The organism is Microbacterium bandirmense, assembly GCF_037204185.1.
Lineage (GTDB): Bacteria > Actinomycetota > Actinomycetes > Actinomycetales > Microbacteriaceae > Microbacterium > Microbacterium bandirmense.
In genome coordinates, this window is sequence record NZ_JBBDGM010000005.1 from 217,832 (window position 1) to 236,321 (window position 18,490).

Annotated in this window: 17 protein-coding genes; 15 read left to right on the top strand and 2 right to left on the bottom strand. The window is 66.9% G+C overall.

Annotated elements, in window-relative coordinates:
• Positions 1-138 precede the first annotated feature (138 nt).
• The 4 genes from WDU99_RS07835 to WDU99_RS07850 are packed head-to-tail and all read left to right on the top strand — an operon-like array spanning position 139 to position 3,425.
• Positions 139-522, top strand: a complete 384-nt coding sequence (locus WDU99_RS07835; protein ID WP_337331888.1) for a nuclear transport factor 2 family protein — start codon at positions 139-141, stop codon at positions 520-522.
• A 49-nt stretch (positions 523-571) separates the two neighbouring features.
• Positions 572-1,447, top strand: coding sequence for a tRNA pseudouridine(38-40) synthase TruA (gene truA / locus WDU99_RS07840; protein WP_337331889.1), 876 nt, complete (start codon positions 572-574; stop codon positions 1,445-1,447).
• The gene (locus WDU99_RS07845; RefSeq protein ID WP_337331890.1) at positions 1,440-2,738 is read left to right on the top strand and encodes a hypothetical protein; all 1,299 of its coding nucleotides are present in this window, start codon (positions 1,440-1,442) and stop codon (positions 2,736-2,738) included. The genes truA and WDU99_RS07845 overlap by 8 nt, the downstream gene beginning before the upstream one ends.
• 18 nt (positions 2,739-2,756) lie before the next feature.
• A complete protein-coding gene (locus WDU99_RS07850; RefSeq protein WP_337331891.1) occupies positions 2,757-3,425 on the top strand; it encodes an endonuclease/exonuclease/phosphatase family protein in 669 nt (222 codons plus the stop codon).
• 217 nt (positions 3,426-3,642) lie between these two features.
• On the opposite strand, the gene WDU99_RS07855 is transcribed toward WDU99_RS07850, so the two are convergent.
• Complete coding sequence (locus tag WDU99_RS07855) at positions 3,643-4,599, bottom strand: hypothetical protein (RefSeq protein WP_337331892.1); 957 nt, start codon at positions 4,597-4,599, stop codon at positions 3,643-3,645.
• A 560-nt stretch (positions 4,600-5,159) separates the two neighbouring features.
• Between WDU99_RS07855 and rplM the strand changes: the two genes are divergently transcribed.
• From rplM to glmM, 3 genes are read left to right on the top strand one after another with little or no spacing between them, the layout of a single operon-like run.
• Entirely contained in the window at positions 5,160-5,606 is a 447-nt protein-coding gene (rplM, locus tag WDU99_RS07860; protein ID WP_337331893.1) for a 50S ribosomal protein L13, read from the top strand.
• Positions 5,607-5,635: 29 nt separating this feature from the next.
• On the top strand, positions 5,636-6,121 hold the full coding sequence (gene rpsI, locus WDU99_RS07865) for a 30S ribosomal protein S9 (protein WP_337331894.1): 486 nt from the start codon (positions 5,636-5,638) through the stop codon (positions 6,119-6,121).
• A gap of 17 nt (positions 6,122-6,138) precedes the next feature.
• On the top strand, positions 6,139-7,500 hold the full coding sequence (gene glmM / locus WDU99_RS07870; RefSeq protein ID WP_337331895.1) for a phosphoglucosamine mutase: 1,362 nt from the start codon (positions 6,139-6,141) through the stop codon (positions 7,498-7,500).
• 51 nt (positions 7,501-7,551) lie between these two features.
• On the opposite strand, the gene WDU99_RS07875 is transcribed toward glmM, so the two are convergent.
• On the bottom strand, positions 7,552-7,779 hold the full coding sequence (locus tag WDU99_RS07875; RefSeq protein WP_337331896.1) for a hypothetical protein: 228 nt from the start codon (positions 7,777-7,779) through the stop codon (positions 7,552-7,554).
• Between the two features lie 879 nt (positions 7,780-8,658).
• Between WDU99_RS07875 and WDU99_RS07880 the strand changes: the two genes are divergently transcribed.
• From WDU99_RS07880 to WDU99_RS07915, 8 genes are all read left to right on the top strand, one after another.
• On the top strand, positions 8,659-9,492 hold the full coding sequence (locus WDU99_RS07880) for a GntR family transcriptional regulator (RefSeq protein WP_337331897.1): 834 nt from the start codon (positions 8,659-8,661) through the stop codon (positions 9,490-9,492).
• Positions 9,489-10,508, top strand: a complete 1,020-nt coding sequence (locus WDU99_RS07885) for an NAD(P)-dependent oxidoreductase (protein WP_337331898.1) — start codon at positions 9,489-9,491, stop codon at positions 10,506-10,508. The genes WDU99_RS07880 and WDU99_RS07885 overlap by 4 nt, the downstream gene beginning before the upstream one ends.
• Complete coding sequence (locus WDU99_RS07890; RefSeq protein WP_337331899.1) at positions 10,505-12,061, top strand: FGGY family carbohydrate kinase; 1,557 nt, start codon at positions 10,505-10,507, stop codon at positions 12,059-12,061. The genes WDU99_RS07885 and WDU99_RS07890 overlap by 4 nt, the downstream gene beginning before the upstream one ends.
• Before the next feature lie 23 nt (positions 12,062-12,084).
• On the top strand, positions 12,085-13,404 hold the full coding sequence (locus tag WDU99_RS07895) for an ABC transporter substrate-binding protein (RefSeq protein WP_337331900.1): 1,320 nt from the start codon (positions 12,085-12,087) through the stop codon (positions 13,402-13,404).
• Positions 13,405-13,439: 35 nt separating this feature from the next.
• The gene (locus WDU99_RS07900; RefSeq protein ID WP_337331901.1) at positions 13,440-14,342 is read left to right on the top strand and encodes a carbohydrate ABC transporter permease; all 903 of its coding nucleotides are present in this window, start codon (positions 13,440-13,442) and stop codon (positions 14,340-14,342) included.
• Between the two features lie 5 nt (positions 14,343-14,347).
• Positions 14,348-15,280, top strand: a complete 933-nt coding sequence (locus WDU99_RS07905; RefSeq protein WP_337331902.1) for a carbohydrate ABC transporter permease — start codon at positions 14,348-14,350, stop codon at positions 15,278-15,280.
• A 14-nt stretch (positions 15,281-15,294) separates the two neighbouring features.
• Positions 15,295-17,031, top strand: a complete 1,737-nt coding sequence (locus WDU99_RS07910; protein WP_337331903.1) for an SDR family NAD(P)-dependent oxidoreductase — start codon at positions 15,295-15,297, stop codon at positions 17,029-17,031.
• Positions 17,032-17,335: 304 nt separating this feature from the next.
• Complete coding sequence (locus tag WDU99_RS07915; RefSeq protein WP_337331904.1) at positions 17,336-18,487, top strand: glycosyltransferase family 4 protein; 1,152 nt, start codon at positions 17,336-17,338, stop codon at positions 18,485-18,487.
• Positions 18,488-18,490 lie beyond the last annotated feature (3 nt).

The window sequence follows — 18,490 nt, forward strand, 5'->3', positions numbered from 1 at the left end:
CACCGCACGCCCGGTGCGCCGTCAGTAATCCGGCACACCGGATCGCCGAACGCGGTGCGGCTGTTCACCAGTCATGGCAGCCCCCTCTCATTGCCGACGGTACGCCTCTTCGTCGGTGGTGGACAGTAGCCTGCCACCATGACTGCTGCCGAGCTGCTTCATGGCCTGATGTCCGCCATCGACGAGCGTCGCTGGGGTGATCTCGAGCGCTACCTCCACGAGGGCTTCTCATGCCGATACGTCCACACCGGCGAATCCTTCGATCGTGCGACCTGGATCAGGCTGAATGCGGAGTATCCCGGTTTCGATCGCCTGATCGTGGAAGAGATCGTGGGGGAGCCGGATGCTGCGGCCTGCCGTTCGCACGTCACGTCGCGATCAGGTGACGAGGTGAACCATTTCGAGTGCGCCACGTTCGTGCGTGTGCGTGACGGGCTGATCGAGCAGATGACCGAGGTGTGGACTGACGTCGACCAGACTGCGCACGAGGGCACCCGACCCGAAGCGGGGTCCATCGACTGAGCGGCAGCACCCGCCGAGCGCAATCCGCCCGGGCCTCTAGGCTTGTTCCGTGCGCATCCGCCTCGACATCGCCTATGACGGCACCCATTTCCGTGGCTGGGCCGTGCAGCCGGGGCATCGCACGGTGCAGGGCACGCTCGAGACGGCGATCGCGCGCATCGTCGGCTCCGAGGTGCGGCTCGTCGTCGCGGGCAGGACGGATGCCGGTGTGCACGCCGCCGACCAGGTGGCGCACCTGGATCTCGACGAGGCACAGTGGGCCCGCGTGCAGTCGCGGCACGGGCGCGCAGCATCCGATCCTGCGGGGTCGCTGGCGCGTCGCATCCGCGGTGTTCTCGGCAACTACCCCGACGTGACGGTGACCCGCACGAGTCTCGCTCCCGAGGGTTTCGATGCGCGCTTCTCGGCGGTGTGGCGTCGCTACCGCTACCGCCTCGCCGACAACGCGGTCGGGTACGACCCGATGCGTCGCAGCGACACGACGACGGTGCGCGCAGATCTCGACGAAGAGCGGATGGATGCTGCCGCGCAGACCCTGATCGGATTGCACGACTTCGCCGCGTACTGCAAGCCGCGTGAGGAGGCGACGACGATCCGCACGCTGCTCGACTACCGCTGGCGTCGCGATGCCGAGGGTGTGCTGATCGCCGAGGTGAAGGCCGACGCGTTCTGTCACAGCATGGTGCGCGCGCTGGTCGGTGCGTGCGCGGCGGTGGGGGAGGGCAAGCTCGAGGTCGACGATGTCGCCCGGCTGCGTGACGAGCTCACCCGCACCAGCGCGTTCAAGGTGCTCCCGGCGCGGGGGCTGACCCTCGCCGAGGTCGGGTATCCGGCCGATGAGCTGCTGGCATCCCGCGCCGAGCAGACGCGCGCACGTCGCGACCGCGAGCATCGCGACGGCGGTACGGCGGATGCCGATGACTGAGCCATCCGCCGAAGACGCGCCTCGCGTCAGAGAGATCCGGTCGCCCGGACTGCAGATCGTCACGGCTCTGACCAACGTGCTGATCGGCCTGACCCTGGGATCGGTCGTGACGTTCCTGGGCGTGGTCGTCCTGGCGATCGTGGTCGAAGAGACCGGAGTGCTCGGTCTGCTGGGCGTCGGGTTGGATTTCGATGCGCTGTTCCGGGCCTCCATGGGGCCGGTGCTGATCAGCTGGGGCGTGATGCTCATCGCGTGGCCGACCCTGACCGTCGCCCGCGCGTTCGTGACGCTGGCCGCGGTCGAGGCGCTGATCGACGAGCATCCCGAATCCGTGCCGCCGCGGGCGGTGCGGGAGTCGCTGAAGACGTCACCGGCCAAGACCTGCCGCGACGCGGGCACGGTGATCTGCTGGATCACCGGGATCGTCTTGGCCCTCTGCGTGCTGCTGTCGATCTACATGGCCGGTGAGGACTTCGACAGCCTGGTGATCAGCCTGATCATCACGGCCGTTGTGCTCGGACTCTTCCTGGTCGGGTACGCCATGACGGCGTACGGTCGCCGCAGCGCACCCGCGCAGGAGGAGCTCATCGCCGGCCTGCAGTCCGCCTGGGGATGGCAGGTGCCGCGCGCCGACGCGGCGGAACGCGCGCTGCGCAAGACGCTGCCGGTGGCGGAGCTGCCGCGGATGCTCCGCACAGGCCGCCGTGGTGGAGCCTGGACGACCGTGCTCGGGTGGATGCTCGGTCTCGGCACGCTGATCTTCCTGTTCGGGGTGCTGCTGCGTCAGCCGTGCCGCAACTGCGAGCAGCGCACCTTCGGTCCGACGGGGGAGAGCCTCATCGATTCGGCCACCTCGCTCGGCGGCGGGATGCTGACCGTGGCCGGCGTGATCTGCGCGGTGCTGTGGCTCGTCGTCGCCGCGCGGCGCATCGTCATCGAAGAGGTCCTGCGGCGCTGGCTGGTCGCCGGCGGTGCCCGGCGCGTCGATGACGAGCGCCGGGTGGCAGAGCTGCTGAACGGCGAGTCCGCCGTGAGCCTCGCCACGATGACGCTGGCGGGCTTCGGCACCGCGGTGCTGATCATCGCGGGCGGAATCGCGATGGTCGATTGGGAGGGCGTCGATGCATCGATCGCGCTCGCCGTCGGTCAGGGGATGCTGTTCGCCTCGGCCCTGCTCGGCATCTTCGCCTACCACCGCGAAGTCGGCCTGCGGGTGCTGGTGCGCGAACGGCTGCTGCCGGGAAACGCTCCGAACGCGGCCGACCTCACCAAGCGCCGATCGAAGCGCTGACGGCGGTACCGTGGGTGCATGAGGCTGATCTCGTACAACCTGCGCAAGCATCGCGCGGCAGGCGAGCTCGCGCAGCTGGTGAGCGTGCACGATCCTGACATCCTCTGCCTTCAGGAGTGCGACACACAGGATCTGCGCGATGATATCGACGGGCTCTCACTGATCGAGGCGACCAGCGGCAACCGGCTGGGGCTCGCGATGTACGTGCGCCGCAATACGTTCCGGGTCGATGCGGTGCGAACCATCGGGTTGAAGAAGTCCCTTCACGACCGTGTGCTCAAACCCGCCCATGAGCGCGTGCTGGGTGCGCGCATGACGAACATCGACACGGGGCGGCACGTGATCGTGGCCTCGTTCCACGCGGCCCCGCTCACGGCGCTCAACTCGCTGCGCCGCAATCAGATCCGCGCGGCGCTCGACGAACTGCAGTCGCTGGGGCCCGATATGCCGGTGCTGATGGTGGGCGACTACAACTACCCGGTGTTCAAGGAGAACCTGGGGCAGCGGGTGCGCGAGCACGGGTACACGCTGACGCTCAGCGATGACCGCACGTACACGCGGTATCGGGTGTTCCGCGGGCACTACGACTTCGCGACCTCGGTGGGCTTCGACATCTCGAACATCACGACGCTGCCGCAGGGCACGAGCGATCACCGCCCGATACTGGTCACCGCGGTCGCGGCGTAGAGGGCGCGTGGGCGGGGCGTACGGCGAGTGCGTACGTCCCAGGCGCTGCGGGCAAGTGTGCCACTTGCTCCCAAGAGGCCCGGGCGATGGGACCAAGTGTGCCACCTGCACGCGCCGCGTCGAGCGGGTGCCTGAGCATGTGTGCCATCTGGCCGCATTAACCGGCGTCGAACGGGCCAAGTGGCACACTTGCACGCGTCAAGACGACGTCAACCGGTCAGTTGCCCGGGCGCCATCCCTTGCGCAAGAGTGCTGCTCGGACGGTCTGGACTGCTGAACGCTGTATGCGGATGTGTGCCGACGTTATCCGGACGACCTCCCATCCGGCATCCGCGTAATCCCGGTACTTGTCGATATCGCGATTCCACTGCGCGCGAGACGTACGGTGGTGGTCGCCCTCTATCTCGACGACGAGTCGGTACTTCGGATACACGATTTCCGAGATGCCGATACGTCGACCTTTCGTATCGAATATCTCGACATCGAGCTCGGCGCCGGGAAGGCTGCCATCCTCGGCGTCCAACCTGTATTCCGACTCCAGCACGGATGCGCTGCCGGTGCGCGCGCGTGCAAGGGCGGCGTGCAGCCGACCGAATCTGGGCCTTCCTGGCACGCTCATCGCTTCTTCGAGCTCTGCATGCGTCACGAGCGCTCGCGCCGGATCTCGGGTGCCGCTCGAATCCCGCGGGATGTGGAGCATCGCATCTGCGAGGATTGTGAGCTCGCGCTCGGTCAACTCGCGCGCCAGCATCGCCCATGTCGTCGATGCGTTGCTGATGCGAAGGCCACCGATGACCTCGATCTGCACCAGACGTTCCTCGATCTTGCGACCGCGGACGCCTCTTGCGCGCGGCGCGCGTCGAGGAGCGATCACTCCGACATCAAGGATCTCGGCATCGGCGAATGGCAACCCGCGCAGGGCCAGTACGGTGCGGCCGGCATAGAAGCTCTGCGGACTCATCGCCGGCGCATAGGCGTGCGCCAGCGCCGCTGCGTCGCGCATGATGCGCCGGGTGATCGCCAACGGTCCGGTCTCAGCGGAGTTCTTGCGCTGCTGTGCGCGCACATCGGCGACGCTGCGGCGAACGCCGTGGAACGGAGCGGTGAGGTCGCGGCTTCGCAACCGTCGTCGCGAGACGCCCGCAGCGAGGGCCTGCCGGGTCGTGAAGTGCACGCCAAGGCTGTGGGGCAGCGGATCAGGGCGTCGAGGCATGACGTTACTATCGCGATCCCGACCGGCGCTGGCCGGCGTTGATTCCATCAACGGTGGAGAAGTTGGACGAAGCCCGGATTGTGCAGGAATAGTCATCGGCACGTTCGATCACGTCGGCGTCTGCTTCTCTCGGCTGTGCAAGTGTGCCACGTGCCGCCTATCCCACCGTGCGACGCGGCCAAGTGTGCCACGTGTACGGGCTGATGCTCGCCCCGCTCCCGGACAGGTGTGCCACTTGCGAGCAATGCGTGCGGGCGACACGACCAGGTGGCACACTTGCACCCCCAGCCCCCAGACCCCCCAGCCCCCAGACCCCAGACCCAGCCCCCAAGCCGCCCAGAGTTCGGCAACACGCACTCGGATGCTGTAAGCTAACCCTTTGGTGCCTGGCATCCGACTCGTTTGGACGTCCGGCACGACGAACGTGAGCCCTCCACTGGCGCGTGTTTCGCTGAGGCGAAACCCACCCCGGAGTGGGATTCACGAACCTCTCCGTTCGAATCAATGAAAGCAGCACTATCGTGACGCGCACATTCACCCCGAAGTCCGGGCAGGTCCAGCGTGACTGGATCGTCATCGACGCCACCGACGTCGTTCTCGGCCGCCTGGCTTCGCACGCAGCAGCAATCCTGCGTGGCAAGCACAAGCCGACCTTCGCACCCCACGTCGACACCGGCGACTTCGTCGTCATCGTCAACGCCGACAAGGTCGCCCTCACGGGGCAGAAGCTCCAGAAGAAGATGGCCTACCGCCACTCGGGTTACCCGGGCGGGCTCAAGGCTGTCTCCTACGCCGAGCTGCTCGAGAAGAACCCGGTTCGCGCCGTGGAGAAGGCCGTCCGTGGCATGCTCCCGAAGAACACCCTGGGTCGCCAGCAGCTGTCGAAGCTCAAGGTCTACGCAGGTGCCGAGCACCCGCACGCCGCACAGCAGCCCACGCCGTACACCCTCGACCAGGTCGCCCAGTAAGCGCCCCTCAGATTTCAAAGGACATACTCGTGGCTGAAATCCAGGACACCACCGAATTCCCCCAGAACTTCTCCACCTCGAGCCCTGAGGTCGAGGCGACGGAGTCGGCTCCCCGCCCCGTGCTCTCGGTTCCCGGCGCTGCCGTGGGCCGTCGCAAGCAGGCCATCGCCCGCGTGCGTCTGGTTCCCGGTTCGGGCACCATCACGGTCAACGGCCGTACGCTTGAGGACTACTTCCCGAACAAGCTGCACCAGCAGCTGATCACCGACCCGTTCACGGTGCTGAACCTCACGGGTGCGTACGACGTCATCGCACGCATCTCGGGTGGCGGCGACTCGGGCCAGGCCGGCGCGCTGCGCCTCGGCATCGCTCGTGCGCTGAACAACATCGACGTCGAGAACAACCGCCCGACCCTCAAGAAGGCCGGCTTCCTCTCGCGCGACGCACGCATCATCGAGCGCAAGAAGGCTGGTCTCAAGAAGGCCCGCAAGGCTCCTCAGTACTCCAAGCGCTGATCCACGCAGTTCCTTCAATGGCACTGTTCGGTACCGACGGCGTGCGGGGGCTGGCCAACGGCCCCCTCACCGCCGAGCTCGCGCTCACCCTGGCCCAGGCGACTGCTGTCGTCCTGGGCCAGGGCCGTATCGCCGACGCGCGTCGCGCCGCCGGCAAACGGCTCACCGCCGTGGTCGCCCGCGACCCGCGGATCTCCGGTCACTTCCTCAGCGCCGCCGTCGAGGCGGGTCTCGCCTCGTCAGGCGTGGATGTGCTGGATGCCGGCACGCTGCCCACCCCGGCAGCGGCCTTCCTGATCTCCGACATCGACGCCGACTTCGGCGTCATGATCTCGGCCTCGCACAACCCCGCTCCCGACAACGGCATCAAGATCTTCGCCCGCGGGGGAGTGAAGCTGCCCGACGAGGTCGAGCAGCGCATCGAAGAGACCATGGTGGCGGGCACCAAGCTGCAGCCGACAGGTGGCGACGTGGGTCGCGTCCAGCGATTCTCGGATGCTGAAGATCGCTACGTCATGCACCTGCTGGCCTCCCTGCCACACCGACTCGACGGCATCCATGTCGTGCTCGACTGCGCAAACGGCGCGGCATCCGGGGCATCCCCCGAGGTGTTCCGCAACGCGGGCGCCAAGGTGACCGTCATCGGGGCCGACCCCGACGGACTCAACATCAACGACGGCGTCGGATCCACCCACCTCGACAAGCTGGCCGCCGAGGTCGTGCGCGTCGGCGCCGACGTGGGCATCGCCCACGACGGCGACGCCGACCGCTGCCTGGCCGTCGACGCCGACGGCAACATCATCGACGGCGACCAGATCATGGCCATCCTCGCTGTGGCGATGAAGAACCGCGGCAAGCTCCACGACGACACGCTCGTCGCGACCGTCATGAGCAACCTCGGCCTGCACATCGCCATGGGCGAGCAGGGCATCACCGTGCGCAAGACCGCCGTCGGCGACCGCTACGTGCTCGAAGACATGAACGCCGGCGGCTACTCGCTCGGCGGCGAGCAGTCGGGTCACGTCATCATGAGCGACTTCGCCACCACCGGTGACGGGCTGCTCACCGGACTGCACCTGGTCGCCGAGATGGCGCGCCAGCGCAAGAGCCTGGCCGAGCTCGCGTCGATCATGACGGTGTATCCGCAGGTGATGATCAACGTCAAGGACGTCGACAAGGATGCTGTGCGCGACCACGCGCTCGTGCAGGAGGCGGTCAAGTCGGTCGAGACCGAGCTGGGCGCCACCGGCCGCGTGCTGCTGCGCAAGTCGGGCACCGAGCCGCTCGTGCGCGTGATGGTCGAAGCAGCGGATGCTGAGACCGCCAACGCCCACGCCGAGTCACTCGCCGAGGTCGTGCGCAAGCACCTCGCGCTCTGAACTGAACAACGAAGAAGGCGGTCACCGGAGTGGTGGCCGCCTTCTTGCGTTTCAGCGGGCACTGAGCAGGTGTCGTGGCGGTCCCTCGAGTCGGGCGACAGCGATTTTCACCTCGGTGACTTCAGCGCCGACGGCGTCGATGCGCGTGCTGAGCTTCGTATCAAGTCTTTCGATGGAGGAATCGCTCCGCCGCACGGCCCAGGCGAAACCGGCGAACATGCCGATGCCGAGCGTCGCGAAGCAGCTCAAGATCGCAATCAGCTCGGCGGACATGTACATACCTCTCATTCTGCCTCGATCGTTGTGGGCATGCCACCGACCGTATGCGATTCACCCGCTTCTGAGGAGGCCTATGCCCAGCGGATGTGGATAAGTGCGAAACCGTGATAGGTGTGCAGGAACTGTGCTCAGCAGTCACGAGTACTCACCGGATCGGTGCTTGAGATCACGAACATCCGATGGCCGCCCTCGACGTCGACGTATTGCAGGCTGGTGCGCAGGGTGCGGAACGATTCAGTGCGAGTCCCACTGCGTACGGCACGATCAGCACGCGCGCCACGATCGCGAAGAAGGGCAGACGGTGTGTGGGCACGATCTGGAGGGTAGACAAGAGCGGGTGAGACTGCTGTAGCCGCGGCATCCATAGAGGTGACCCGCTGCCCGAGGCAGGGCGCGGTAACCGCGCTCGCGCGCTCGTACGTCGGCGGCGCGCAGCGCCGAGACCCCTGTCAGCGCCGAACCCCCTCGAATGGATGTCCAGTCGAGGGGGTTCGACGCGTAGACGGGGTCTCGGCGATCGAATGCAAGCGTGCAGAACGCGGTCCACGGGGCGGCCGATATCGGAGGAATTCGGAATCGTGGCACACTCAGTCTGCGCACACTTGTCCTGATACAGGCATCGGACCGCGAGGGAGCGCGACGCATCTCAGGCGGTGACTTAATCGACGCTGGTGCAGTAATCCCAGGTCAGGTAACATAACCAGTTTCTCACTGTGCGTGCACGAAATCTTTCGCACTTGTCTCTACAGGGAATACAAGTGATGGCTCAGGCTTGATACAAGTCGCCGGGAACCCTCGGCGCCGAGCCACCCGAGGACTTCGATGTTGCAGCTTCCGTCTCTGGACCGCGCGTCCAACGCACCGATCTGGTTGCAGATCATGCGCGCGCTCGAAGTGAAGATCGCCGACGGCACCTGGAAGCCCGGGGACCGGCTCCCCAGCGAATCCGAGTTGCGCGAGCACTTCGATGCTTCGCGTACGTCGATCCGCGAAGCGCTTGCGCGACTCGAGAGCGCTGGCCTGATCTCACGGCAGCAGGGCAAGGGTGCCTTCGTCGAACGCCCCACCGGCCCCTCCGCCTGGACTTTGCCCTCGGCGCCGAGCCTACTCGGCGAGTACAGCGAGGGTGGCCGCAGCACCCTCAGCTCCGAGGTCCTGCGCGGCGGGATCGAACCTCTTCCCTCTTGGGCGGCCGCAGTCGTCGGCGGACGTGAAGAAGACTCGAACGGCCTCGGCTTGGTGCTCGAACGCGTTCGCGCTGTCAGCAACCGCGTCGCTGTGCACGTCATCAACTACATGCCCAGCCGATTCAGCGGCATCCTGCCTGACCTCCGCGACCCGCACGCCAGCCTCTACGCCAGCATCACCCGAGTCACCGGCGCACGCATAGCACGCATGCACCGCACCATCGAGGCGGCGATCGCCGATCGTACGCTCGGCTCGCTGCTCGGCGTCGAGCCCGGGCATCCGATCGTCGTCGTCGAAGCCGTCGCGTACGACCAGAGCGGCGAACCCATCGACGTCTCGCGTGCATCTGTGCGCACCGACCGGCTGCGCGTCAGCGTCGATACCGGGTTCGACGCCGCGGGAATCTCCAGCGAGTCGGCATCCGGCCGCTACCCGACCTCATTCCACGACGTTCGCCGCCCCACCAGCATCACAGACTCCGCCCCGAACGGGACCTCGACCTCATCTCTAGGAGCACAGGCATGACCGACCCCCGCATCCTCGTCATCGGCGACAGTTACATGAAGGCAGAGATCTTCGCCCCCGCCTTCGAGCAGCGCGGCTTGAGCTTCGACGCCGCTACGGTGACGATCGCGCCGCCCACGAGCGACACGTCGGTTATCGCCGAGTTCGAGGGCGACCCCGCCGAGATTGCGCAGATCGCACGCGGCTACGACGTCATTGCGTTCCACGCGGCGCCGATCACCGCCGACGTGCTCGCAGCACTCCCCGACCTGAAGCTGCTCGGCTGCGCTCGCGGCGGTCCCGTCAACGTCGATCTGGCCGCAGCCAAAGAACGCGGAGTGCGCGTCACCACCACCCCGGGCAAGAATGCCGAAGCCGTTGCAGACCTCACCATCGGCTTCCTCATCTCGATGATCAGGAACGTGCCGGCATCCCTGCGCGACGTCGACAAGCGCGTCGCCGACGGCCGCCCGCTCGCTGAATCGACGTTCGAGGGTGCCCGCTGGTTCGGCCGCGAGATCAGCAGTCTGCGTGTCGGACTCGTTGGCTACGGCAACGTCGCCCGGCTCGTCGCCGCTCGCGCGCTCGCACTCGGCGCTCAGGTGCTCGCCTTCGACCCCTACGTCGACGCGTCGACCGTCGACGACGTCACCGTCGTCAGCGACCTCGACGAGATGCTCGCCCAGAGCGACGTCGTCAGCCTGCACGCACGAGCCACCGCAGAGAACCGCCACATGATCGGCGCACGCGAGATCGGGCTCATGCGTCCCGGCTCGTTCCTCATCAACACCGCCCGTGAATCGCTCGTCGACGAGCAGGCCATGCTCGACGCACTCACCAGCGGGAACCTCGCCGGCATCGCTCTCGACGTGAACGAGCCCGACGGGCCGTGGCGCGACCTCGTCGCTCAGCCGAACCTCATCCTCACCCCGCATCTCGCCGGCGCCACCCAGGAGACCCTGGTGCGCGGAGCGGAGATGCTCGCATCCGAGATCCAGGCATACATCGACGACAAGCCCCTTCGGTGGGAACGATGACCCCCGTCTACCTCGCAATCGATGCTGGCACCGGATCAGCTCGGGCCCTCGCCTTCGATGCCGACGGCACTCTGGTCGCCCGCGCCGCACACGAATGGACCCATGCCGCCGTCCCAGGGCACCCGGGCGGAACCGTATTCGACACCACCGGTGGCTGGCACGCCATCAGCGCAGCGATCGCCGATGTCGTCGCCGCGCTCGACGGTCGCCCCGTGGCATCCGTTGCCGCCTCCAGCATGCGCGAGGGCTTCGTTCTCTACGACGCCGACGGCACCGAACTGTGGGCCTGCCCCAACACCGACGGGCGCGCCCGCGCCGAGGCCGACGATCTCGTCGCCGAGGGCGTCGCCGACGACATCTACCGCATCGGCGGTGACTGGGTTTCGATCACCGCGCCCGCCCGCCTGCGCTGGATCGCCCGGCACCAGGCCGACATCCTCGCAAGAACCCGCCACCTCGGGATGCTCAGCGACTGGGTCACCACCCGCCTCACCGGCGAGTTCGTCACCGAACCCACCTGCGGGTCGAGCTCAGCCCTGTTCGACCTCAGCGCCCGCGACTGGTCGGCAGAACTCGCCTCGGCCGTCGGCATCGACCGCGGTATCCTGCCCAGCGTCGCCGAGTGCGGGCAGATCGTCGGACGCGTCACCTCCGAGGCCGCCGCCGCGACCGGGCTCGCCGTGGGCACGCCCGTCGTCACCGGGGGAGCGGACACCCAGCTCGCCCTGCACGGCATCGGCGCCCGCGAAGGCCTGCCCACTATCGTGGCTGGCACCTTCTGGCAGACCACCGCGGTGCTCTCCGAGCCGCTGGTTGACCCGAAGCGGCGCCTGCGGACGCTCTGCCACGTCGACGACGGCGCCTGGATGATGGAGGGGATCGGCTTCCTCTCCGGACTCGCCATGCGATGGTTCCGCGACGCCTTCTGCCCGGATGCCGTCGCCGAAGCCGCCGCGAACGGCCGGTCTGCCTTCGACATCATGGAGAGCTGGGCCGCCGACGTACCGGTCGGCGCGAACGGAATCGTCGCCGCCATGGCGAACACCATGCAGGCTGACGCCTGGCGGCACGCCGCCCCCACGTTCACCGGGTTCGACATCAACGACTCCGCCGGCTCGTCGCGCGGGGCTTTTGTCCGCGCCATTGAGGAGTCGGCGGCCATCGTCGCGGCCTCGCACCTCGACATCCTCTCGTCGCTCACCGGCGGCGCCGCGACGGCCGTCGGACACGTCACGTTCACCGGCGGATCGAGCGCAGGCGCGCTATGGCCGAACATCATCGCCGGGTTCACCGGACTCGAAACCCGCGTGACACCCGCCCCCGAAGCCACCGCGTACGGCGCAGCGCGCCTCGCAGCCCAAGGTGTCGGCGCCGACCTGCCGACGATGAGTGAACCCGACCGGATCGTCGCCGTCGACGAGAGCACCCGCGAGACCTACCGCGAGGTGAGAGAGCGCTGGCATCGCATCTACGACGACGTCATGTCGATCTCTGGCCAAGACCTGCCGCCCCTGTTCACGCCGCCCGGCGCGACGACATCACAGACCCTCTGAAGTACTACCGAAAGGAAATCCCCATGAGGATGCAACGCAGCAACTCATTCGATCACCGGGGCCGCCGCGCGGCGGCCGTCATCGCCACGTCTGCCGTCGCAGGCCTGATGCTCGCCGGCTGCTCCGGCGGCGGAGGCAACTCGTCGTCCTCCGGCGACGGTGAACAGAGCCTCAAGGTTCTGATCGCAGCCCCGCAGGAAGGCGCCGGCAAGATCCTCGAGGCAGAGTTCGAGGATCAGACCGGGGTCAGCGTCGAAGTCGAGGTCGTGCCTTACGACCAGATCCAGACCAAGGCGATCCTCGACGCACAGTCGGGCACCAACAACTACGACGTCATCCAGTACTGGTACACCTCGGTAGGTGCACTCGCTGAGGCCGGCGCCCTGCAGGACATCACCGACTGGGTCGAAAGCGACGCCGAAATAGACTCGTCTGACTTCATCGACGCGATCTTCGGCCCGTACACGCAATTCGATGACCAGACGTACGGTCTACCCATCGACGGCGACACGCACGTGCTCTTCTACAACAAGGAGATCTTCGAGCGGAACAACGTCGAAGTGCCCACGACGTGGGACGAATACGTCACTGTGGCTAAGACCATCACCGAGGCGGAGTCCGCGAACGGCGTGTACGGCTCAGCTCTGCTCGGCTCGAAGAGCGCGTTCAACATCGGCTCGACGTTCTTCAACCGTCTCGCCACAATGTCGCCCGACGCCATCGACTCGCAGATGCCGCAACTGAACACCGACGTCGCGGTCGCCGCCGCACAGTCGATGCTCGACGCAGAGCCCTACGCACTGCCGAGCCCCCTGGAGATCGGCTTCGAGCAGGCGCTGCCGCAGTTCCTCGCCGGCTCCGTGGGCATGATCGAGTTCTGGACGGACCTCGGCGTGTTCGCCCAGGACCCGGAGCAGTCGAAGATCGTCGACAAGTGGGACGTCGCCCCGCTTCCCGTCGGCCCCGAGGGGTCGGTGTCGGGCGCTCTGAACGCCGGGTGGGCGATGGGCATCAGCCCGAACGCCGGCGACGAGGATCTCGCGAAGCAGTTCGTCGCATTCGCCTCGTCGAAGGAGACCAACGAGCAGCTCATCACGACCACCGGTTCCGGAGTCGACCCGATCCGCACGTCGACGCTGGAGAGCGCGAAGTACAAGGAGTTTGCCCCGGCGGTCTCCGAAGTCGCCGCGCAGGTGCTGCCCAACGCCCAGTCGTGGCCGACGTCGCCGCAGGCGCCCGAGATGATCCAGTCGCTCAGCGACAACCTCGCACTGATGCTGCAGGGAAGCCTCACGGCTGAAGAGGCCATGCAGCAGACCTGGGATGCCTGGCAGAAGCTGTAAGGCCGACCACCCTCACCCGCCCGAAGGAGCTCTTCATGTCAAAGGACGCTGCCAACGCCCGCACGGGCCGACACATGCGGTGGACCGGCCGTGCGCTTCTGTCGCCGGCCATCCTCGCCGTGACCGTCATCGCGGTCTACCCGCTGGTCTACATCATCGCGGCTTCCTTCTCGAAGAGCTCCCTCGGGCGGCCGTTCTCAGAATGGGTGGGACTGGAGAACTTCGCTTCGCTGCTGGGGGACGGGGTCACGCTCCCGTCCCTCGGCAGGTCGTTGATCTTCGCCTTCCCCTCGGCAGTCATCGCGCTGATCGCCGGCCTAGTGGTCGCGTTGGCTCTGGATGCCGCGGTGAAGTCTGGCCGCGTCATCCGTGTGCTGCTGCTGCTTCCACTGATGACACCGCCGGTGATGGCCGCCGTGATCTGGAAGCTGATCCTCGCTCCGACCGGAGGACTGTTCAACAACATCGGTCAGTCTTTCGGATCGACCGAGTCGTTCCTCTTCCTCGGGTCAAGCCCGGCTGCGATGATCTCGCTCACGCTCGTGGACGCGTGGCAGTGGGCGCCGTTCTGCGTGCTTCTCGTGTACGCAGCCCTGCAGACTCTGCCCTCCGAAGTGTACGAGGCGTCGCAGATTGACGGCGCGGGCATCTGGCAGACGTTCTGGCGGATCACGTTCCCTCTGGTGCTGCCGGGGCTCGTCACCGTGCTGCTGCTGAAGCTCGTCGTGTCGTTCAAGGTCTTCGATCTCGTGTTCATCATGACCAGTGGCGGGCCAGGATTCGACACCACGGTCAGCAGCTACCAGATCTATCGCACGGCGCTGCAGACGTTCGATGTGGGGGCGGCCGCCGCGCAGACCATCGCGTTCCTCATCCTCGTAACCCTCATCGTCGTGCCGCTCAACGCCGTGCGGCAGCGGATGCATCGGGAAGGTTAAAGCACATGGCATTCATGACGTTGAAGGGCTCAGGGCCCGTCGAAGACGCGCCGACGAGCGTCGTCGTCACCGCGTCGCGTCGTCGTCGCCGGCCGGAGCGTCACGCGGCATCGCGCCCGGGACCGCAATCGCGCATGGTGAAGGCGGTCAAATGGACGGTCATCGTCGTCGCGATCGCGCTGGCGGCGCTGCCTATCCTGTACATGCTCGCGATGTCGTTCAAGAGTCCCGACGACATCCTTTCCACCCGCATACTGCCCTCGAGGCTTGCCTTCGAGAACTGGGTGCAGGCGTTCAACAACTGGCCGGTGCTGACCTACCTGCGCAATTCCGTCGGCACAGGGCTCATCGCCGTTGCGGTGGCGCTCGTGATCTCGGTGCCGGCGAACTACGCGATCGCACGTCTGCGCGCCGGCGGTACCCAGGTGCTCGGCCTCATCGTCTCGGCGTACGTCGCCCCGCCCGTGGTCGCGATCATCCCGCTGTTTTTGCTCGTACGCACTGCAGGGCTCATGGACTCGGTGGTCGGACTGGGCGTCGTGGAGGGGCTGCTGCTCACCCCGGTCGCGGTGTGGTTGCTCGACAGCTTCTTCCGAGCCATTCCGGAGGAGATCGATGAAGCGGCGCAACTCGACGGGTGCGGCCCGCTGCGGACCTTGTGGTCGGTGATCCTGCCGCTCGTCGCGCCCGGACTGGTCGCGGTGGCGATCATCGTGTTCATTCTCGTGTACAACGACTTTCTCATCCCGTTGCTGCTCACGCAGAGCGTCGATTCGCAGACGCTACCGGTCGGCATCGCGCTGATGCAGGGCGGGCGCGAGGTCATGTTCGGTCAGATGGCGGCGGCGAGCCTGGCCGGGCTCATTCCGGTGTACCTGATGGCGATGTTCCTGCAGAAGTGGCTCGTGGGTGGGCTGACACAGGGCAGTGTGAAGTAATTGGAGGAAGAGGAATGAACGCATCGTATGGATCCGAGACGGAGACGGCGCTCGCAGACATCGTGCGCGTGAGTCGCGCGATGGGAGCCGATCCGTCGCTCGTGCTCCACGGCGGAGGGAACACCTCCATCAAGACCACCGGCTTGGACGTGACCGGTGACGACGTCGAGCTCATCTTCGTCAAAGGCAGCGGGTGGAACCTCGCGACGATCGAGGCCGCCGGTTTCGCACCGCTGCGGCGGGAGCGTCTCGGGGAACTGCTGCAGCTCGAGAAGCTCGACGATCCGACGATGGTGAACGAGCTTCGGCAGGCGTCGTTGGATGCTGCGGCACCGACCGCATCGATCGAGGCATTGCTGCACGGGTACCTGCCCGGCCGCGTCGTGCTGCACAGCCATGCCGATGCGATCGTCGCACTGACCAACCGTGACGTGGCGCCGGCCGCGATCGCCGATGTGCTGGGGGAGCGCGTGCTCGTGCTGCCATACGTGCTGCCGGGCTTCGCGCTGGCGCGCCTGGTCGCGCAGACAGACGTTTCGGGCGTCGATGCGATCGTGCTGAGCAACCACGGGCTGTTCACCTTCGGTGAAGACCCAGACGAGACGCTCGCGCGCCACCTCGATCTCGTCGGTCGTGCGACGGAGGCGCTTGGGGCGCGTTCCTGGGGTGCGGACGGTGGCGAGGCCACACGTGACGGCGACTTGCTGACGTTGGCCGCGCTGCGTGCCGATGTATCGCGCGTGGCTGGGCGACCACTGATCGTTCAACAATCCGGGTCGGGCAAAGCGGCCGCGTACGCACGGCGGAACGACATCGCCGAGGCATCGTCACGCGGCACGGCGACACCCGAGCATGTGCTGTACACGAAGCGGGCGCCGCTCGTCGGGCGCGACGTCGCCGCGTACGCAGCGGAATACGAGGCGTACTTCGCACGTAATCGGGATCGGGCAACCACCCCGGTGACCGCCCTCGATCCGGCGCCGCGCATCATCCTCGACCCGGAGCTCGGCATGCTCGTCGCCGGAGACACGGCCGACGCGATCAACGTAGCGCACGACATCGCCCTCCACACCATCGACGTCGTCGAACGCGCCGATGCGCTGGGCGGGTACATGTCACTCGACGAGCCGAGCACGTTCGACATCGAGTACTGGTCTCTTGAGCAGGCCAAGCTCGCCAAGCGCACCCGGCTGCCACTCGGTGGCGAGGTCGCGCTGGTCATCGGTGCCGGATCGGAACGGGGGAGTGCGCTCGTTCAGGGCCTGCTCGCCGCGGGGGCAGCTGTCGTCGGGGTCGATGACGACTCGGCTGTCTCGACCGCAGGGAAGAGCATCGGGTGGCGGTTCGTGGCCGGTGACGTGAGCGACACGCAGGTGCTCGCGCGCGCTGTGGAGACCGCGGTGCGCGACTTCGGCGGTATTGACATGCTGGCGCTGCTCGCGGATTCTGACACCTCGCGCAGTTCGCACGCTTCTGAGATCGACGACGCGGCGTGGCAGCGGGCGTGGGAGATCAACACGATGTCCGTGGCGAGGGCGCTTCGCGTCAGCCGGCCGCTCCTGGAACGCGCACCGCGGGGCGGACGAGTGGTGCACCAGGGTGCCTATGGTGGTGCGGCGTCGCCCGAGCGCGCCGCTGCTGTCGCTGCCGCGAGCGTGATCGTCGATGCGACGTGGAAGGAATGGGGCCCCGGCATCCGGGTCAGTGAGGTTCCCGCGGGGTATTCGCTACTCGACAAGCTGATGGCGTAGGGGTCTCCCACGCCCGTGTCTGTGAGTGAAGGGCCGGGTGCGTCGGCCGTCACACCGGGTGCGTCGTCGTCAGCGAGATATCGGCACGCTCGCTGACATAGCGCGCCCGCCGGAAACACGATGTCGGTCACCTTCGAGGCGGCCGACGCCGGTAGCCAGATGACCAGCGGGATGGATCGGCACGTTGCGGGCGATCGCGCCATCAACCGGCTGCTGCGGGGCCATCACCCGGCCGTGGTTCAGATCGCGGTCCCTCCGCTAGTGTTCGGAGCGTGGAGGCACGAGGGGACAGAGTATGGCGGGCATGGTCGATTTGCGGGGAGTGATCCACACGATCACTCCGGGCGATCATTACTCGCCGCGCACAGGGTCCGCCGTGCCAACCGTCGTTCATGGGCTTGCGGCGGCGGCTTTGCGAGCTGGCGACCCACGGCACGCGGTCGTGGTTGACGACTCCACCTATCAGCCCCGGTACGACAGCGCAGAGGTGCTCGAATATCGCGGAATCGCGCGGCCCACAGTGCGACAGCAGCGGCTCGACATGCTGCGGGCAAGGCTCGGCCGAGCGCGGCGGGCGACGCTTGACTACTTCGAGCCGATCGCGGCCCGGCTTGAACGCGAACCTCCGGCTGTCGTCATCGCCCACAACGCGCCGCTGATGCCGCATCTGCTCGGGCACACCGACCACGACGTCGTGCTGTACATGCACAATCAGCTGCTGCGCACCTATGCACGTAGTGAGATCGCCGGTGCGCTCAGTTCCGTGAAGAGGATCGTGTGTGTCAGTGATGCCCTCGCCACCGAGACGCGCGCACTGCTGCCGCGAGTTCTGCGCGACCGGGTGCGCGTCGTCGAGAACGCCGTTGACACGACGCAGTTCCGGCCGTCACTCGATCCCCGGCCCGCCGGACCGCTGCGGGTCCTGTTCGTGGGCCGCGTCATCGCCGATAAGGGTGCTGACGTACTGCTGAGGGCCGCCGCCGAGTTCCGCGCCGATGAGATCACGGTGCGCGTTGTCGGTAGCCAGGGTTTCGATCCGCACGCCGTGCTGTCCGCGCATGAGACCGAATTGAGACGACTTGCAGCGCGCATGGCGCCCAGCGTCGAATTCCTGCCTTTCACCCTTCGGCCCGACGTGCCGAACCTGTACCGACAATCGGATGTGCTCGTCGTGCCATCTCGCTGGCCGGAGCCCAGCGGACTCACGATCGGCGAAGGCATGGCGACTGGATTACCGGTGATAGCAAGTGCAGTCGGCGGAATCCCGCAGGTCGTCGGAGACGCCGGTGTCTTGGTACCGCCGGACGACCCGATCGCGCTCGCTGCAGCTCTGCGCCGCCTGCTCGAATCAACCGACGAGCGTACGCGCCTGGGGCTGGCTGCCCGTGCGCGCTCCGAGACACGGAGCTGGGATTGGGCGTGGGGAAACCTACGCGCGGTGCTCGACGCACTCTGAGTC

Bases quoted from the DNA above. Each gene is read 5' to 3' on its own strand.
- WDU99_RS07835 (WP_337331888.1), top strand. From the start codon at position 139: ATGACTGCTGCCGAGCTGCTTCATGGCCTGATGTCCGCCATCGACGAG.
- WDU99_RS07845 (WP_337331890.1), top strand. From the start codon at position 1,440: ATGACTGAGCCATCCGCCGAAGACGCGCCTCGCGTCAGAGAGATCCGG.
- WDU99_RS07850 (WP_337331891.1), top strand. From the start codon at position 2,757: ATGAGGCTGATCTCGTACAACCTGCGCAAGCATCGCGCGGCAGGCGAG.
- glmM (WP_337331895.1), top strand. From the start codon at position 6,139: ATGGCACTGTTCGGTACCGACGGCGTGCGGGGGCTGGCCAACGGCCCC.
- WDU99_RS07875 (WP_337331896.1), bottom strand. From the start codon at position 7,779: ATGTACATGTCCGCCGAGCTGATTGCGATCTTGAGCTGCTTCGCGACG.
- WDU99_RS07880 (WP_337331897.1), top strand. From the start codon at position 8,659: ATGCGCGCGCTCGAAGTGAAGATCGCCGACGGCACCTGGAAGCCCGGG.
- WDU99_RS07885 (WP_337331898.1), top strand. From the start codon at position 9,489: ATGACCGACCCCCGCATCCTCGTCATCGGCGACAGTTACATGAAGGCA.
- WDU99_RS07890 (WP_337331899.1), top strand. From the start codon at position 10,505: ATGACCCCCGTCTACCTCGCAATCGATGCTGGCACCGGATCAGCTCGG.
- WDU99_RS07895 (WP_337331900.1), top strand. From the start codon at position 12,085: ATGAGGATGCAACGCAGCAACTCATTCGATCACCGGGGCCGCCGCGCG.
- WDU99_RS07900 (WP_337331901.1), top strand. From the start codon at position 13,440: ATGTCAAAGGACGCTGCCAACGCCCGCACGGGCCGACACATGCGGTGG.
- WDU99_RS07905 (WP_337331902.1), top strand. From the start codon at position 14,348: ATGGCATTCATGACGTTGAAGGGCTCAGGGCCCGTCGAAGACGCGCCG.
- WDU99_RS07910 (WP_337331903.1), top strand. From the start codon at position 15,295: ATGAACGCATCGTATGGATCCGAGACGGAGACGGCGCTCGCAGACATC.
- WDU99_RS07915 (WP_337331904.1), top strand. From the start codon at position 17,336: ATGGTCGATTTGCGGGGAGTGATCCACACGATCACTCCGGGCGATCAT.